This window comes from Paenibacillus tianjinensis, assembly GCF_017086365.1.
GTDB lineage: Bacteria > Bacillota > Bacilli > Paenibacillales > Paenibacillaceae > Paenibacillus_AQ > Paenibacillus_AQ tianjinensis.
Genome location: NZ_CP070969.1, coordinates 4,045,375 through 4,060,881, shown reverse-complemented (window position 1 = coordinate 4,060,881; position 15,507 = coordinate 4,045,375). Strand labels below are relative to the sequence as shown.

The following is a 15,507-nucleotide window of genomic DNA, read 5'->3' as shown; positions in this document are numbered from 1 at the left end:
GATACATATTAATGAATACAAAAGAATTGAAAAATTTTGCTCTAGCTGTTTATAAAAAAAAAGTCCCAACTAACTTTGATCACTCCATTGATGATATGGAAGGCGCTCTTCGAGCTAAATTCCAAGAACTTGCTCCAAACTTTGATGGATTTCGTCGCAACAAATTGGACATCTTTGAGATTATCCAGACTGTTGTAGACGATGTTCTGCCACAGCGAATTAAAGATCGTATTAGCATTTTTGCAGATGTAAAGACTGTTGCTCAAGGTCAGAAAGCACAGTTTAAAAAGAAAATGGGTCGCCAAAACGTTAAGCGGTTTATTACACAGGTTGGTCTTGGTGGTGGATTTGAACGCGTTCGTCTTGATGTTGATCTAATTAATGTGACCACACATGCAATCGGCGGCGCTGCATATGTAGAATTCGAAAGTTTCCTTGATGGAACAATGGATTTCACAGAACTTACAAATCTGATTTTGGATGGCATGGAAGATAAAATTTATGAAGAAATTTATGCGGCAATGATTAAAGCTTTTGATAATCTCCCCGCTGCTAATAAAGTCTCAACAAATTCTTTCGTAATTGAAGACTTCCGTAAAGTAATCAGAACTGTAAGTGCCTATGGCAACGCAACTATTATTTGCACTCCTGAGTTTGCAAGTACTATCACTCCAGCAACTGGATACATTGGAGATGCTGATAAAGCTGATATGCGCGATAAGGGCTATATCGGTAAATTTGAAGGGGCAAATATCTTTGTTCTTCCACAGTCGTTTGAAGAAGCTGACAATGTGACTAAAATCTTTAACCCACAGTATGCATTTATCGTTCCTAGTGGCGCTTCTGACGAGAAGATTGTTAAAGTTTCTATAGAAGGTCAAACCGTTGTTGAAGACAGTAAGAACGCGGCGCGACAAATGGTGTTTGAAGCTTATAAGAAATTTGGTACGGTTGTTCTATCGACAAACCAAATTGGTATTTATAAAAATACTTCTCTGTAATATTTATAGTGTAAATATAAAACGATGGGTTGACAGAGAAAAACTGTCAGCCCATATTTAATTGGAGGATTATAAAAAATGGCAAAAGCAAAAGAAGTGATGGTTGAGGTTTTCAATAATTCTGGTGGAACCGTTTTGTACGTTTCTCAACTTAATAGAATCACTCGTAGATGGGATAAAGACAATACATCTAAACTTATTTCGGTTGAAGAGTTAAAAGATCTTATTAACTCTGCTGGTGGGTTTCAATTGTTGAATGAGGATTTGTTGGTTAAAGATGTTGCTATTCGAGAAGAATTGGGTTTGCCTACTGAAGAAGTTTTCTTGCTTGATAATAATAAAATTGAAGATTTACTGTTTAATGGCAGTATTGAAGAGTTGCGAGAAGTATTGGCAACAGCCAGCCAAACAGTTAAAGATAAAATTGTAAGCATTTCTGTTCAAAAAGATTTGGCCGATATGCATAAAATTGAAGCCATTGATGAGGCGCTTGGAACTCAGCTTTACAACCTCATTAAAGAAAATAAATCTACTATCTAAAAAAGGGGTAGAACTATGTCCGTTGAATATTCTGCCCTATTCTCTTCTTTTCTGGGGAAATTAGAGGAAGATGCTTATGAAGGCATTGCAGAGACTGTTGCAGAACAAGATATGATCGTTTTACTTAATTCTGCAATTATAAATTTTACATTTCCAAAGATCGATGTATTTGATAAAGATGATTTGACAATGATTTTTAATCAAGACATTACGATCAAAGAAATTGAAATTATGTCAAACCTAATGCGTGTCGAATGGTTAAATCGAAAACTAAACAATATAAATTTGCTTAAACAAAAATTTTCCGATAAAGAGTTTAAGTTGACAAGTCAAGCCGCACATATGGAAGCACTATTAAAAGTTGCTTCTAAGGCCCAAGAAGATGTAAAAAAAATGATGAATACATACTCTCTTTCGAACAATGGGAAATCAAATTTCGGCGTTCTAAGAGGAGGAGATTAACATTTCTTATTGGGACAATTATAAAGCAAGAGTTAAATCTGACATAGGAATTAAGGGAAACCTTAAACTTGATCATTTAAAAATGATTGATCAAGTTTTTGAAGAATCACTCTCGTATGAAGAGGTTCTTGTTGATGGATCGCATAATGTTGGGATGCTAATTTATGATGATAGTGAAACAAAAGATGATAAAAAGTCTGTTTTAAAAATTGGTAGTGATTTTGAACCTGGAAACATTATTGACTATCAAAGTAGTAAATGGATTTCATTAATTGTTGACAATATATCAAATATGCGTCTAGAAGCCAAGCTTCAAAAATGTGTATCTTCTCTAAAATGGCTTAACAGTAATGGAGACATTATTGAGGCCTTTTTCTGTTATGAAAATAACAGTTCTCCTGGTTTGGGTGTTGATGATGGTAGGGTAATATCTATGGGTGACACGATTAGAAATATTATCATACCTAGCAATATCGAAACCAGGAAAATTTCTTTGGGCAGCAAATTTATTTTTGATGGTCGCGCATGGAATGTTATTAAGTTTGATCAGATGAGATCAACAGGTTTGATTTATTTAACCTTAGAAATGGGATTAATAAATTCATCAAACGATAACGTTGAGTTAAGAATATCTGATTATTGGATTAATATTCATACCTATTCTGTTAGTATTTTGAACGGATCTGTAGTAGACGTTTATTTTGGCGACACAATACACTTGAATATTTCTACACAAGATGTCAAGGGCGGTACGGTTGTCTCAACGGATGTTCCAGTAATCTATACATCTTCAAATGAATCAATTGCTACCGTCTCAGCAAATGGACTTGTTCAAACCTATCTCGAAGGAGAAGCAGTGATTACCGTTAGCATAGTGGGGCATCCAGAGGTTAATACTTCTATTAATTTGAATGTTCTTTCTACAGCTTTACCAGATAATTTTTCAATTGTAATAAATGGTGTGGATAATTTTAAATACAATCTATCACAAACATATACGGCTGTTGTTTATAATAATTCAATTGTAGACAGTACAAAAACGGTGGTATGGAGTTTGCAAAATGATGCTATGACGGGTACAACGGACTTAGCACAGATTACTTCACAGAATGGAACGACTTGTATATTAAAGGGTATAAAATATGTCTATCCAAGCTATGTAAGACTAATTGCAACATGTGAAACAATTCCTCTAACGGTTGATAAAAGAATAAATATAAAACCGTTATATTAAATAAAACGCATTTAGAGGTGATAAGATGTGGCGAGATTTGAACAACTGAATCAATACATTAATGATGTTGTTTCTGTAATCATCAGTAACCAAAATATATGCAAATTTCTGAGTTGTCCAGTCGATGACCCTCTATCTATACCCAATATAGATGACACTAGTGAATTGTTATTTAATTGTATTTTTCCTTTTCCCAAAGTTCCAGATGTCAATACCGAAAAAAGCAGTTTTCTAACAGTATACATAGATAATTTCCAATTGGGTGCAGATGGAGGCACTAAGAACGGTCTAGTGTTGTTTAATGTTATTGTCCATAATGATCTGTGGCGAATGGATAGAGCAATGCAGAGACCACTATCCATCTTGAATGAAATAGATGAAATGTTTAACGGAAAAAAAACTATCGGTGCTAAAAAAGTTCAATTTGATCGACTTAGACATGTGTATATCAATGAGAATTACAGTGGATATCAAGCCACATATTCTATTGTCAGTGTGAACTAAATGATAGTTAACAATATTTTCGGAAAGCCAACTATTATTGAAGGTGTTGGAGAGATATATCCTATAAAACTAATGGACTACGATAGATTTCAAGAATCTTCAGGTGTACTCTATTATAATAAACAACACTTCGGTAAAGAATATGAAAAATATGATTTGTTAGATTTGATTGTATTTGGTTGCGGGGAAGATTTTATTGCTAGATTGGAGATATTATTCAGTATTGTTACCAAGAAACAAGTTATTTATTACTACAATGGTGAAAATTCGTATGGCTTTTCCATTGATGAAGCGTCACATATAACTAAATACAATTATGATTTAGTTAGAAATGTAATTATGAAACAAAACATTATGATTGAACCAAAAGTTTATAAGAATAAAATTGTTGCAGAATGGGCAGCAAAAGCAGCAGCCGCGAAGAGTAAAAACGGTGTGAAAATGACATATGAAGATATGGTCTCTACTGTTTCGGTTTATACGGGTAAATCCTATAAAGAATTAGAAGAACAAACTATCTATCAACTCCAAAGCGACTTTAGCCGTATAGGTAAGATGATGGAGTATACCACGACCATTGCTTTTATGTGTGCCGGAGATACAAAAAGCAAATTAAATCACTTTGCAGAGCATGTGGATTTATTTAGAGATCCCGATGATGGATTATTCGTTAGTAAAAATAAATTATCTGAAGCAGTAAACTAATTTTGAAAAGCAGAAATGCTTTTATTTTTTTATATAGGAGGAAATTTAATATGAGTATGATTTGTGATGTTTTTGATGTTGTGGTTATTGATAATGCAACAGGTGAAGTAGCTGGATCTACAACACTGACCAGTTCTAATATTGCCGTAGAAGTACAAGAACAAGAAGTTCGTGCGGGAAAGGGCAATGGGCTTGTAGCTATCCTTCATTCTGCGCGTGATATTAATGTTGAATGTGAAGACGTATCCTTTAAATATGACTGGATGGCACGTAAATTGGGTCAGACAATCGTTACTGGCGCCGGTGTGGCCTATGCTATGCCTGATTGGTATACGGTTGTAATGGAAAGTTCAGCAAAGGTTATTACCCTACCTTCTACACCGACCAGTATTGATACTCTTGCAATCTTTGATAAAAATGGGGCTAAACTTGTAAAAACAACTGATTACACTTTGGCTGCTGGTAAGGTGACAATTCTTAAAGTAGATGTTGCAGCAGGTGATCAAGTTGAGGTACGTACATATAAGTATGCTACACCTGCATCTACTGAGACAATTAATATTGATTCTACATCGTTCCCTTCCGGTGTGACGTTGGTTCTAGATACTATTGAAATTAATGAGGATGAGGAACCATTGAATCGTATTCAATATACATTCCCTCAGGCAATGATGGGTGGATCATTCACTGTTAATACTGCTTCGGAAAGAAATGCGGCTGCTCAAAACACAACATTCCGTATTGTAAAGCCTAAGAATTCTAAAGTCGTAGGTACGATTCAAAGAATTCCTTTTGAATAAGTAAATATAGTTAGAGAGTCATTGATTAGTCAAGGACTCTCTAATTTATAATAAGGTGGGGAGAATTCATGTCTCAAGAGAAAAGAGTTAGCATCAATAAGCTAGAAAAAATTGCAAGGACTAAATTTGGTTATAAGCAAATTTATATAGATGGAGAAAAATTATCATATTGTGAAAACATGAGAGACAGCGTAATTGAATCTCTCGTAAATGAATACAAAGAAATTAGAAATACTGTCTTTGAGATTCAGCCTCAATTCTTATTTTTGAAAGAGGCACTGTTGATTAGACACTTCACAATCTGTGGTTTAGAGAAATTAGATTTATCCAAAAAAAATGATATTGTCAAATTGATAAATGGAACGAATGACTTATACGATATTACACTTGAGAGTGAAGGTATCAAATATTTAAATAAAATCATGACACTGTTCTCAAAGTCTGATATCGATAAGATTTACAATAAATTAAAAGATGTAGTAACGACATGAGAATCGATAATAAGGGGTTATAATATGAGGTATCATGATTCAGACCACTTTTTCGAGCAGCAAGGTTCACTAATTTGCTGGATTAGAAACGAATTAAAAATGAGTATTATTGATCTAGCTAACTACACAAAATATGGAACGAAAGAAATAGATGATTTTGAACAGGGGTATATGACATCAGAAGATGTTAACAAGTTTTATGAAGAGTGTTTAAAGGGATTAATTAAATACGCTAATGATTCTGGTCAGTCATTTTCAGAAGTATTGTATCACTTGAGTGAAGTGAAATTATCTTGACGAAAGATACATTTTATAATAAATAGGAAGCTACTTTGAAATGGTAGCTTCCTATTTATCTTTATATGGAGCTACGATTTGAGACTAGAAAAAATAAATATTATAAAGGGAGATTGATTAATAATGGCGAAAAAACTAACACTTGCAGAATTGAATAAAAGAGTCAAGAAATTTAATGAGAAAAAACGAATCTACATTTGTGGTGGAGAATACGAGGTTGACATTGACCTGGAATTCCGTCCGTCAGAAATTGATGACCTGATTTTAACATATAGTACAGCAATCGAAGAATTGAAACGCCTTACAAATGCAACTGATATTCAAATCAAAGATACCGTAAGTCTTCTTCCTACTTTGGTTCTAAGATCATTTACAAATCTTCCGATTCCCAAGAACTATAAAGATATTGCAAGTTTGATTATTATTAGCAAAAATCTATATGATGATGGGATTATTGAGGAAGTATACTCACATTTTCCAGTCGATCAACTTAAGAAAATTGAAGATAAGATTATTTCAACAGGCAAGAACATTGGAATAGCAACAGGAGAACTATCCGTTCAATATGCCATCAACGAAAACAAAAATAGTGTAAGTGTAATTCAGGATGAAAACAATGCGGAACTTCAATAATCTAAACGATTTAAGTAAATATATAGGTTCTCCAGCAGGACAGCAGACAGTAATGGGAAAGAAAAACATTAAAAATGCACTTCGAGAAGCCGCAATATTACTTGAAAAGATAATGTATGAACAACTACAAGATTATTATGCAAGCTATACCACCGTTATATATGAACGCACTTATGGTCTATTAAATTCACTTCGTATCTCCCCCATTAAACAGGTAGGAAATGAATTGCAGATAATGGTCTACTTCGATAATGAGTCCGCAACCCATCCCTCTATTCTTGGTGGTGATCCTGGATATACGGCAGATATCATTAATGATGGATGGGCTTGGAAAGATCAATCGGTAGATATATATCGATTTTCTAGATATGATGGGTTTCATTTTGTGGAAAAATCAATAGACATATTTAACACTAGAAACAAATGGGGATTCAAAATAAGTAAGAGTCGTGAAAATTAATATTCTTTTCAAAAAAGGGGGAGTGCCAAAATGGTACTTCTCCTTTTTTTTACTATTACAGAGGAAGTGTGAGTATAAATGGCAAACAACGAAACATTAGGAATTAAACTAGTCGCTTCGCTAAATACAGGGCTTTCAATTGGTGAGTTAAATAAAGGAATTGCTGCATTAAGCAAGCATCCATCTCTCCAAAAGTTAAAAATAAATATATCAATTGATGAAAATTTCATCAAGAATCTATCTTCTTTTACTAAAAATCTTAATATAATCACTCAGCAATTAAATCAACAAAGCGCTGCCAATAATAGACTGAATTCTGGTTTGAGTAATACAACACAGATTATACATGATCAAACTAAAGCGACGAATGAAGCTATTGCTGCTGAAAAGAAATGGCAAGTTGAACGTGAGAAAACAAACAGTAAAGGCGTTACTACTACCACATCTGGTAACAATTTGAATAACAGCAAACAAGTTGTTACAACTCTTGCTGATGGCTCTATTAAGAATATCGACAATATAAACAATCAATTAAAAGACGCAAAAGAATTACAATCATTTATTGATCAAATGGCAACCGGAAGAATTGCATCTGAGACGCGAGTCAGAGATTTTGAGCGCCAATGGAACAATGAACAGCAAAAGGCAATTCAGACTAATGCAAACATTGAGCGTGAAGAGATTGCGAAAACACAGCAAAATAGAAAAGCTTATGAAGATTGGTATTTGAAGGCCATCAGAGAGCGTGAAATTCAAGATTCAAAAACTTACAATAGTTTGAACTCTAAAGTTTTAAGTAGTAAATCATCATCCGTTGTTGGAATTGAAGATACAAAGGCTCTGGAATTGCTGAATCGTAAGTATGCCGAAGTAAACCAGAGAGTGGCTACATTACAAGCATCAGGAAGACAATTGACCGAAAGCGAATTGAATGGTATTAATCGCAGAATTAAAGCTTTAAATGATCTCGCATCCAGACAGAAACAGGCAGAGAAAGATCGTGCATCGCTTTCTGCTATTCAGTTACGAACTGAAGCCCAAGTTAATAATTTAACCGCTAAATATGGTGCAAATATTGATACTACTAAGCTGAATACTTTACTAACACAGTTAAAAAATTTAGAAATCACAAGCACTAATTTTCGCGGAAAAACTCAACAGATTACATCAGAAATTAATCGAATGGGTGCAGAGGCTAGAAACGCATCTCAACATGTACATACGATGGGAGAAATGTTTAAAACGGCATTGAGTCATGTAATGATGTACGCTGGTATCGGCAGTATTTTCTTTGGGGCTATTAATGCGCTCAAGCAAATGACCAATACAATAATTGAAGTTGATACCCAAATGTCTCAATTGTATCGTGTCATGAATTCGGATACAGATTTCGAAGGGATGCTGGAAAGAAACATTGAATTAGCAGATCAACTTTCCACAAGTTTAACGTCTGTCAATGAGGTCGCCATTGAATTCGGAAGAATGGGATTTGGTGACGCACAGATTGCCTCTTTAACAAAGAGTGCGGTTCTTGCCCAAACCATCAGTGAGCTGTCTGCAAAAGAGTCCGTAGATGCAATCGTTGCTGGTATGGTAAACTTCAACATTGCTGCCGCCGACAGTATTTCTATTGTCGATCAGCTAAATAATGTGGACAATAATTTTAGTACGACCTCAAAAGATTTGGCTCTGACACTCACTAAGTCGGGTAGTGCTGCGTATACCTTTGGTAGATCGTTACAGGGATTAATCGGGGACAGTACAGCTGTTTCTGAGGCTACAAGAGAGACAGGATCTGTCACTGGTAACTTTTTAAAATCTTTGTATAGCCGATTAACTACTATGGATAAATCCGAATCTTTACTTGCTCAGGCTGGCGTTGCGATGAGAGATTTGAACGGCGAAGTAAAAGATGCTGATCAACTGATACCTGAACTTGCGGCTAACTGGTCTAAGCTTTCTGAGGAGACAAAAAGAAATGTCAGTGTTGGACTGGCGGGACGTAACCACCTAAACAGGTTCTCTGCGCTAATGTCAAATTTTTCCACATCGGTGAACGCCTCGGAGGTAGCCCTCAACTCGCAGGGGAGCGCGATGCGCGAGTCGGAAAAACGTGCGGGTAGCCTTGAAGCCAGAATCGAAAAAATGAAGGTAGCATGGCAGACATTCAGTGTAAGTATGGGTGAAAGTGTTGTGGCTGATGTAATTAAATTAGTTACGGCCTTACTTGTAACATTAGGTAAAACATTTACATCACTTATCGATACGTTCGGAGGTCTCCCTGTAGTATTCGGAACACTGAGTACAATACTCTTCATTACAAGCGGTAGATTCAGATTAATGGCTAGTTCAATGACGATGGCAATAGGGAGATTAGTTGGAATTGTTCCTGCTTCTACAGCAGCGGCAGGCGGTCTTAGAGGTATGGCAGCAGCAGCCAATGTTGCTAAAATTTCTTTGCAGGGTCTTCTGGCATCGACTATTGTTGGAGTTGTACTGGTTGGTATCGGTTATGGCCTTGAATGGCTAATCGGAAAATTTGGCGATACTACCGAAGAAGTTGACTCATTAACTAATAGTATGGAAGACTTAAATCAGAAGTCAACGGATCTTTCTACACTTAAAAAATTATCGTCTCAATATGAAGAGTTGACAAAGAAAGTTAAACTTACCACTGATGAAAAAATGAAATTGGCTGAAGTTGAAACCAATTTAAAAGATAATTATGGAATTACACTTAAAACAATTGAGGGTCAAACTGGAACATTAGAAGATAATACTGAAGCAATTAAGAAAAGAACTGCTGCATTACAAGAAGAAATTAAGACTATGCGCGAGTCCGCAATTCTCGATTATCAATCACAAGAAACAAAGATTAATAGCGATATTGAGGATGAAGGAAAAAAGGTTGATGAATTAAGAAAGAAGTATGAAGATGCACAAAGACAAAAAGATACATTTGAACTGAATCGCTCTAAAGGCAAATACTCTGATCAGTATTCGGAAAAGGAGCTAAATGATTCTGGCGAAGATTTGGCTGAAGCACTTAAGAATGCTAAAACGGCGTTTGACCGTGCGGATACCGATCTTCAGAAAGATGTAAATAAGAAAGCAACAGCTCTGAAGAATTCATTTGCTATATATATTGGTGGTCTAAAGGATTCAGGTACGGAGATCAGTTCTCAAGCCAGTGAATTTGCAGATGCATACGCAGACATTATGTCAAAAACTCCTCAAAATAGTGGCGCCATATTTGGAGATTTTAAAAAAGCACTTGATGTATTCAAAACATCTAACGTTAAAAATTTAGATGAAGCTATTGCACTGTTTGAAAAGTTACCAGGAATTACTGAGTTAAATGGACAGCAATTAAAGGATCTTAAAGATATACTAAGTCAATATGATTTGACACCTGTTTTTGAGGATACAGAAGGTGCTCTTTCCGATACGGAAGACGAGGTTCTGTCTCTATCTGATGCTTTTAAATTGCTTGACAGTGCAATGAGCGGTTCAACTGAGAGCACTGATGCATTTTATAAGTCGTTGTCTAATGGTAAATCAGAAATTGAATTATTGAATTCTGCTCAAGAAGAACTAGCTAAAAACGGTTACCTGTCTATTGAGACTATGGGTAAATTAGCTGGAACATTTGATGACTTTTCTGGTCATATTGGGGATACCAAAGAATCTTTAATTAAGTATATGGGTGTTCAAGAGCAAGACAGAATTAATGCTATCAATGCACAGAAAGACAAAACAGATAAGTTAATCAAGGCAACGGAATTACGTATTGCTGCAATGGAAACTGAAATGCAGACAATTAACAAACTACAGAACACATACGGTGCTGCTGTGGATTCTGGTGCAATGTCTGATCTTGAGGCAGAACGAAGATTGGGTACAAGAAGAAAAGAGTCTAATGCTCAAAGCGTCCAGGCTGAAAAGGCTACATTAAACAAACTTCGTGATCAGGCTGCTCTTTTAGAATACGCTAGTACTGATTACAAATCGTCAGCTAATGGAAACTCGGGTTCAGATAAAGACTCGTCTTCTAAAGACAAATCAGAAAAAGACAAAGACCTTGCCGAATTTAAAGATGCTACTGAGCAACGAATTAACGCCATCAATGCCCAAGCAGATGCTCAATCTGAACTTAACAATCTGTATAAAGATAAATCCTCTTCTTATGAATCAGATAAAAATTATTCTGCTGCTATCGAACAGACAACTAATCTTATCAAAGGGCAAAAACTAGAAACCACAAAGCTTCAGCAAGCCAATACTAAACTGATTGCCGCTAGAGACGAAGTTCAAGCAAAATCAAAGCAATACAATATGCTGTCCTGGATTGATACTAACGGCGAAGCTACCACTTCATTCACTAATTTATACAATTCCATGAAATCAAAAACTGCTCAAGATGCTCTGCAAACTCAGTTTGACCAGTTTCAGATGTATACGAAAGCTATCAGGGAAAATAAAACTGCTATCACCGATAATATTGCAGCGCAGAAGGAGTCTCAAGGCACTTTAGATAATCAGAGACTTGAGAACACCAATGTATGGCTTGGTAAGATGAGTAAGTCATATACAGACTTACAAGAAAAAGTTAGTGACTCTAAGGATGTTCAAAGTCTTCTCAACGAGGACTCTGTAGAATATAGAGAAGAAACAGAAAGACAAGTTTCGGCCTATAAAGAGTTAATGAAAAGTATTGAATCGGATAATGAGGCAATTAGAACAAGAATTAAACAGAGTGAAACCGCAAATGCTTCTGATAAATTGACTACCGATCAACTTTCTGTGCTTAATGACCAACTCAAAAGCAACAATGATACGTGGTATGATGCTGCCCGTTCAATAAAAGAGGCTAACAAATCGCTTGATGATTTTAAATCTAATTCAGCAGACACCATCATCGAGAACTACAAAAAGATGATTGAGAAGCAAAAAGAACTTGCTCTTGACGCTATTGACACTGAGAAACAGGCCGAAGAAGAGCGTCATAATGCTCGCAAAAAGAATCTTGAAAATGAATATGCTGCATTTGAAAAAGTCATCAATGCTCAACTTGATGCTTTAAACGAGAAAGAAGCAACCGATGATTATAGCGCTGAACTGAATGACAAACTTGCTGATCGTGCTGCCTTACAAACTCGACTCGACTCCTTGTCTAAGGATGATTCTATTGAGGGCAAGGCAAAAGCAAAAGAGTTACAAGAGCAGATCAATGAACAAACTGAGGAAATTGAGAAGTTTAAACTTGATCGTGAACGTACTCTTCGTAAAGATAATTTATCTCAGCAACTTGAGGATAAAGAGTCGTCTATTGATGCTGAACAAGACGCTGAAGATGCTGCATACGATGCTACATCGGCTGCACTCGATAAAGCAGCAAAAGAAAAAGAACAGTATTATACAGATATCCTAGAAGATGAACGGTCTTATTATTTACTCAAACAGCAATTGTTGAGTAATGATTCTGTAGTTGTTGAATCTGCTTTGGCTACTATGGGTACAAAATATAAAGAATTCTTTGATACTCTAAAAACTCAAATTGGCGAAACGAGTAAAGAATATCAGAATCTCCTCTACTCATTCAGTCAAGATTCTTCTGGTTTGACTAATTATTCTAATCTTTCTGGTACTGGTTCAACTACTAACCCTGTAGACTCTCCTGCCTCTTCCTCGTCTTCCTCTGCCGCTAAACAAGCAGCATGGACTCAATATCTCAGTAATAAGCAGCAAGCAGAGTCTATTCGTGCTCAGATGGCTTTGCTGGATAAAAAGTCAACTCAATATGCTTCTCTAGAGTCTCAATTTAACAATCTTGCAGCACAGAATACAGCATATCGCAATCAGTACGGCTTCCCAGATGGTTCATATGAGAAATTAAAGAATACTGTGTTTTCTGCTGAAACTGGCGGTATGACTCCTGCATTCTCAGGTGGTAAATTTCTACTTGCTCATGAAAAAGAACTTGTATTGGATAAGTTTGATACAAGTAAACTCCTTCAGATTGTTAATGTTGCAAGAGATATATATGCAATGAGAAGCGGCGCTAATAATCTTGATACTAGTGGATTAACGGCTGCCGTTCAAAACAAAAATGCAACTACTACTGGAGACACATACCAAGAGTTTAAGTTTGATTTCAATATCGATAAAATGGATGGTGGAGAAGCTGGGGCTAAGAAAATCTTCAGTTTCATTCAGCAGCAAATGAAGCGTACCAATGGTGGATTGTAAATAAATATAATGCCATTAATTATCTCGCTAGATGTATTATGAGATGATTAGTGGCATTTTTTTACAAAATGAACGACAGATACTTAATAATTGCTAATGAAATTGTGGTTATATTTTTGTGTTGACAAGATAAAATAAATATATATTATTGTGTTTATTCCCACTTGTACATAACTAGTTACTAGTGTATAATGATAAATATATTAATAAACATAAATAAATAATCATTAAAATGGAGAGTGAATTAAATGAGTATGGTTATGGAAAGAGGTGTTATTGCCAATAAGATTGTTCGTAAAGATGAAATATGGCTTGCAGATTTAGGTTATGCAGGAGGATCAGTTCAAGGCGGTAGAAGACCAGTACTTGTTATTAGTAATAATATTGGCAATAAGTACTCTCCAAATGTTACGGTGGTTCCCATTACTAGCAGTACCATAAAGAAGCAACTGCCAACACATGTTAAAATGATCGCGTCAGAAGTAGGGTTTGTAAGAGACAGTATTATTATGTTTGAATCTAAAGTTACAATAGATAAGAATAATGGTTTACTTTATAAGCTGCTTGATATTCCACCTTCTTATTATGAAGTATTGGACAAAGCCTCCGCCGCAGCAGAAAAGAGAATTTTTACATAATAAAGGGGATATGAAAATGCATAGTATTTGGGATGAAGTTCAATGGGAAATGACCGAAGAAGAGATAGAAGAAGGGGCCAGGACTGCAAAACTCAGACAATCTGTAAGTAAAATGCCGGATATGGGGTTGTCTGAGTCATTAATATATAGTGCGTACCATAATGATGAAGCTATATCCGAACTTACCGAAGTTCATTTATGGTATGGTCAGTTTGCCTATGAGTATCATTGTTTAAATCACTCCGATATTGTTAAAATGCTCTTAATGAAAGAAATGCAAAAACTTGAAGAAGAAAGATTTGATTTGATAAATAAATATGGTCGAAAATTACACTTAATAAATAAATATAATTAGGTGTTGACATATAATATTGGCTACTGTATATTGAACATATGGAGGAGGTGATAAAGAATTAAAACGGCAAGCACAGACTTAGAAGAGGCTTTATATACTATCAATAAAGCAGCAAAGAGATTGAAAAATATCAGACATAAGACAAGATATACTAAAAGCAAATGTAGTATTGATAAACTATATAAGAAACAAGAATCGCTTTATGATTTGAAAAAGCAAATTATTGATCAAGCCTTATTGAATGGCATAGCGAAAAGAGAAGGAATACATAAAGTGAAAAAGAGTAACGGCGAAGAAATGAGCTTTGTATATGTACGTTTTACCAATCGATCTTTTCATATTCCGGTTGATTCGAACGATTGTTTTGAAATGGATTATCTAGGGGATTTATCTTGTCGTTCTTATAGTCCTGACTATATTAATAACATTTCAACCAAAAAAGCAAAAAGTTTTTTGAACAAATACCAGTTTCAAAAGTAAATATAATAAGTGAGGAGATATAATGGTAGATATTAAGCAATTGAATTATGAGTTTAAGAGAGAACGGGTCAAGTTTCCATTAGAAAGGAGAAAGAAAGTTCATAAAATTCTTATTGATTGTATTGAAAATAAAGTATCATTGATCCCAAAAGATGGAACAATCTTAGCATCTCATGCAGAGGACAACCCAGTAGACATTCATTTTCATAAGTTAGCATCAGAATATGTTGTGGAGCTTTGTGAGGTTATTCTAAGATTAGTAACTTTTTCAACATATAAGCAGTGGAAGGGCGTTAAAGATACCTTTGACTTCAAATTTATTATCGATACAAATACATATTTGCTATTGCAACAATCTGATTACCTATATGAACTTGATTTAGTACTAATAAAAGAAGTAAATGGAAAAATGAGTAGAGTTAGAATTGCCCAAGGTTTAACAAATTACATGATCTCAAGTGCTAATGAGTATGCTCGTATGCTTGTTGGTGAAGGAAAAGGAGAATAATTAATGTTCACGTACAGTATCGGCTTCTTTATTAGTAATACAGCATATAAAGAAGAACGATTAATCAATGAAACGAGATTTAATAACCATAACTATCAAAATATTATTGTCAAAGCTCATGAATCAGCAAAAAACATATCGGATTTTAAT

General features: G+C 35.1%; 16 protein-coding genes. All 16 read left to right on the top strand.

The genetic code is table 11. From position 1 onward, the window contains the following. The first annotated feature begins 11 nt into the window (after positions 1–11). The gene (locus JRJ22_RS18590; RefSeq protein ID WP_206100914.1) at positions 12–1,001 is read left to right on the top strand and encodes a hypothetical protein; all 990 of its coding nucleotides are present in this window, start codon (positions 12–14) and stop codon (positions 999–1,001) included. Positions 1,002–1,079: 78 nt separating this feature from the next. Further along, positions 1,080–1,541, top strand: a complete 462-nt coding sequence (locus JRJ22_RS18585; protein WP_206100913.1) for a hypothetical protein — start codon at positions 1,080–1,082, stop codon at positions 1,539–1,541. A 15-nt stretch (positions 1,542–1,556) separates the two neighbouring features. Beyond that, complete coding sequence (locus tag JRJ22_RS18580; protein WP_206100912.1) at positions 1,557–2,003, top strand: hypothetical protein; 447 nt, start codon at positions 1,557–1,559, stop codon at positions 2,001–2,003. 82 nt (positions 2,004–2,085) lie between these two features. After that, on the top strand, positions 2,086–3,237 hold the full coding sequence (locus JRJ22_RS18575; RefSeq protein WP_206100911.1) for an Ig-like domain-containing protein: 1,152 nt from the start codon (positions 2,086–2,088) through the stop codon (positions 3,235–3,237). Between the two features lie 27 nt (positions 3,238–3,264). After that, positions 3,265–3,741, top strand: a complete 477-nt coding sequence (locus JRJ22_RS18570) for a hypothetical protein (protein ID WP_206100910.1) — start codon at positions 3,265–3,267, stop codon at positions 3,739–3,741. Continuing rightward, complete coding sequence (locus JRJ22_RS18565) at positions 3,742–4,446, top strand: hypothetical protein (RefSeq protein ID WP_206100909.1); 705 nt, start codon at positions 3,742–3,744, stop codon at positions 4,444–4,446. Between the two features lie 50 nt (positions 4,447–4,496). Further along, positions 4,497–5,246 carry a hypothetical protein gene (locus tag JRJ22_RS18560; protein WP_206100908.1) on the top strand — a complete coding sequence of 250 codons (750 nt, stop codon included), beginning with the start codon at positions 4,497–4,499 and terminating at the stop codon, positions 5,244–5,246. A gap of 68 nt (positions 5,247–5,314) precedes the next feature. Beyond that, complete coding sequence (locus tag JRJ22_RS18555; RefSeq protein WP_206100907.1) at positions 5,315–5,737, top strand: hypothetical protein; 423 nt, start codon at positions 5,315–5,317, stop codon at positions 5,735–5,737. A gap of 24 nt (positions 5,738–5,761) precedes the next feature. Further along, positions 5,762–6,034, top strand: a complete 273-nt coding sequence (locus tag JRJ22_RS18550; protein WP_206100906.1) for a hypothetical protein — start codon at positions 5,762–5,764, stop codon at positions 6,032–6,034. Positions 6,035–6,157: 123 nt separating this feature from the next. Continuing rightward, the gene (locus JRJ22_RS18545) at positions 6,158–6,667 is read left to right on the top strand and encodes a hypothetical protein (RefSeq protein ID WP_206100905.1); all 510 of its coding nucleotides are present in this window, start codon (positions 6,158–6,160) and stop codon (positions 6,665–6,667) included. Further along, complete coding sequence (locus JRJ22_RS18540; protein ID WP_206100904.1) at positions 6,651–7,127, top strand: hypothetical protein; 477 nt, start codon at positions 6,651–6,653, stop codon at positions 7,125–7,127. Before JRJ22_RS18545 ends, JRJ22_RS18540 begins: the two co-directional genes overlap by 17 nt. A 78-nt stretch (positions 7,128–7,205) precedes the next feature. After that, entirely contained in the window at positions 7,206–13,376 is a 6,171-nt protein-coding gene (locus JRJ22_RS18535) for a phage tail tape measure protein (protein WP_206100903.1), read from the top strand. A gap of 248 nt (positions 13,377–13,624) precedes the next feature. Next, positions 13,625–14,014 carry a type II toxin-antitoxin system PemK/MazF family toxin gene (locus tag JRJ22_RS18530; RefSeq protein ID WP_206100902.1) on the top strand — a complete coding sequence of 130 codons (390 nt, stop codon included), beginning with the start codon at positions 13,625–13,627 and terminating at the stop codon, positions 14,012–14,014. A 16-nt stretch (positions 14,015–14,030) separates the two neighbouring features. Next, the gene (locus JRJ22_RS18525; protein WP_206100901.1) at positions 14,031–14,369 is read left to right on the top strand and encodes a hypothetical protein; all 339 of its coding nucleotides are present in this window, start codon (positions 14,031–14,033) and stop codon (positions 14,367–14,369) included. A 120-nt stretch (positions 14,370–14,489) separates the two neighbouring features. Then, positions 14,490–14,849: a YkyB family protein gene (locus tag JRJ22_RS18520; protein ID WP_206100900.1), complete on the top strand. Its 360-nt coding sequence runs from the start codon at positions 14,490–14,492 to the stop codon at positions 14,847–14,849. A 22-nt stretch (positions 14,850–14,871) separates the two neighbouring features. Beyond that, positions 14,872–15,357, top strand: a complete 486-nt coding sequence (locus tag JRJ22_RS18515; protein ID WP_206100899.1) for a hypothetical protein — start codon at positions 14,872–14,874, stop codon at positions 15,355–15,357. Positions 15,358–15,507: the final 150 nt, after the last annotated feature.

Excerpts from the sequence above, each read along its gene's own strand:
- JRJ22_RS18580 (WP_206100912.1), top strand. The coding sequence starts at position 1,557 with ATGTCCGTTGAATATTCTGCCCTATTCTCTTCTTTTCTGGGGAAATTA.
- JRJ22_RS18585 (WP_206100913.1), top strand. The coding sequence starts at position 1,080 with ATGGCAAAAGCAAAAGAAGTGATGGTTGAGGTTTTCAATAATTCTGGT.
- JRJ22_RS18575 (WP_206100911.1), top strand. The coding sequence starts at position 2,086 with ATGATTGATCAAGTTTTTGAAGAATCACTCTCGTATGAAGAGGTTCTT.
- JRJ22_RS18535 (WP_206100903.1), top strand. The coding sequence starts at position 7,206 with ATGGCAAACAACGAAACATTAGGAATTAAACTAGTCGCTTCGCTAAAT.
- JRJ22_RS18530 (WP_206100902.1), top strand. The coding sequence starts at position 13,625 with ATGAGTATGGTTATGGAAAGAGGTGTTATTGCCAATAAGATTGTTCGT.
- JRJ22_RS18545 (WP_206100905.1), top strand. The coding sequence starts at position 6,158 with ATGGCGAAAAAACTAACACTTGCAGAATTGAATAAAAGAGTCAAGAAA.
- JRJ22_RS18560 (WP_206100908.1), top strand. The coding sequence starts at position 4,497 with ATGAGTATGATTTGTGATGTTTTTGATGTTGTGGTTATTGATAATGCA.
- JRJ22_RS18540 (WP_206100904.1), top strand. The coding sequence starts at position 6,651 with ATGCGGAACTTCAATAATCTAAACGATTTAAGTAAATATATAGGTTCT.
- JRJ22_RS18515 (WP_206100899.1), top strand. The coding sequence starts at position 14,872 with ATGGTAGATATTAAGCAATTGAATTATGAGTTTAAGAGAGAACGGGTC.
- JRJ22_RS18550 (WP_206100906.1), top strand. The coding sequence starts at position 5,762 with ATGAGGTATCATGATTCAGACCACTTTTTCGAGCAGCAAGGTTCACTA.
- JRJ22_RS18565 (WP_206100909.1), top strand. The coding sequence starts at position 3,742 with ATGATAGTTAACAATATTTTCGGAAAGCCAACTATTATTGAAGGTGTT.
- JRJ22_RS18555 (WP_206100907.1), top strand. The coding sequence starts at position 5,315 with ATGTCTCAAGAGAAAAGAGTTAGCATCAATAAGCTAGAAAAAATTGCA.
- JRJ22_RS18590 (WP_206100914.1), top strand. The coding sequence starts at position 12 with ATGAATACAAAAGAATTGAAAAATTTTGCTCTAGCTGTTTATAAAAAA.
- JRJ22_RS18525 (WP_206100901.1), top strand. The coding sequence starts at position 14,031 with ATGCATAGTATTTGGGATGAAGTTCAATGGGAAATGACCGAAGAAGAG.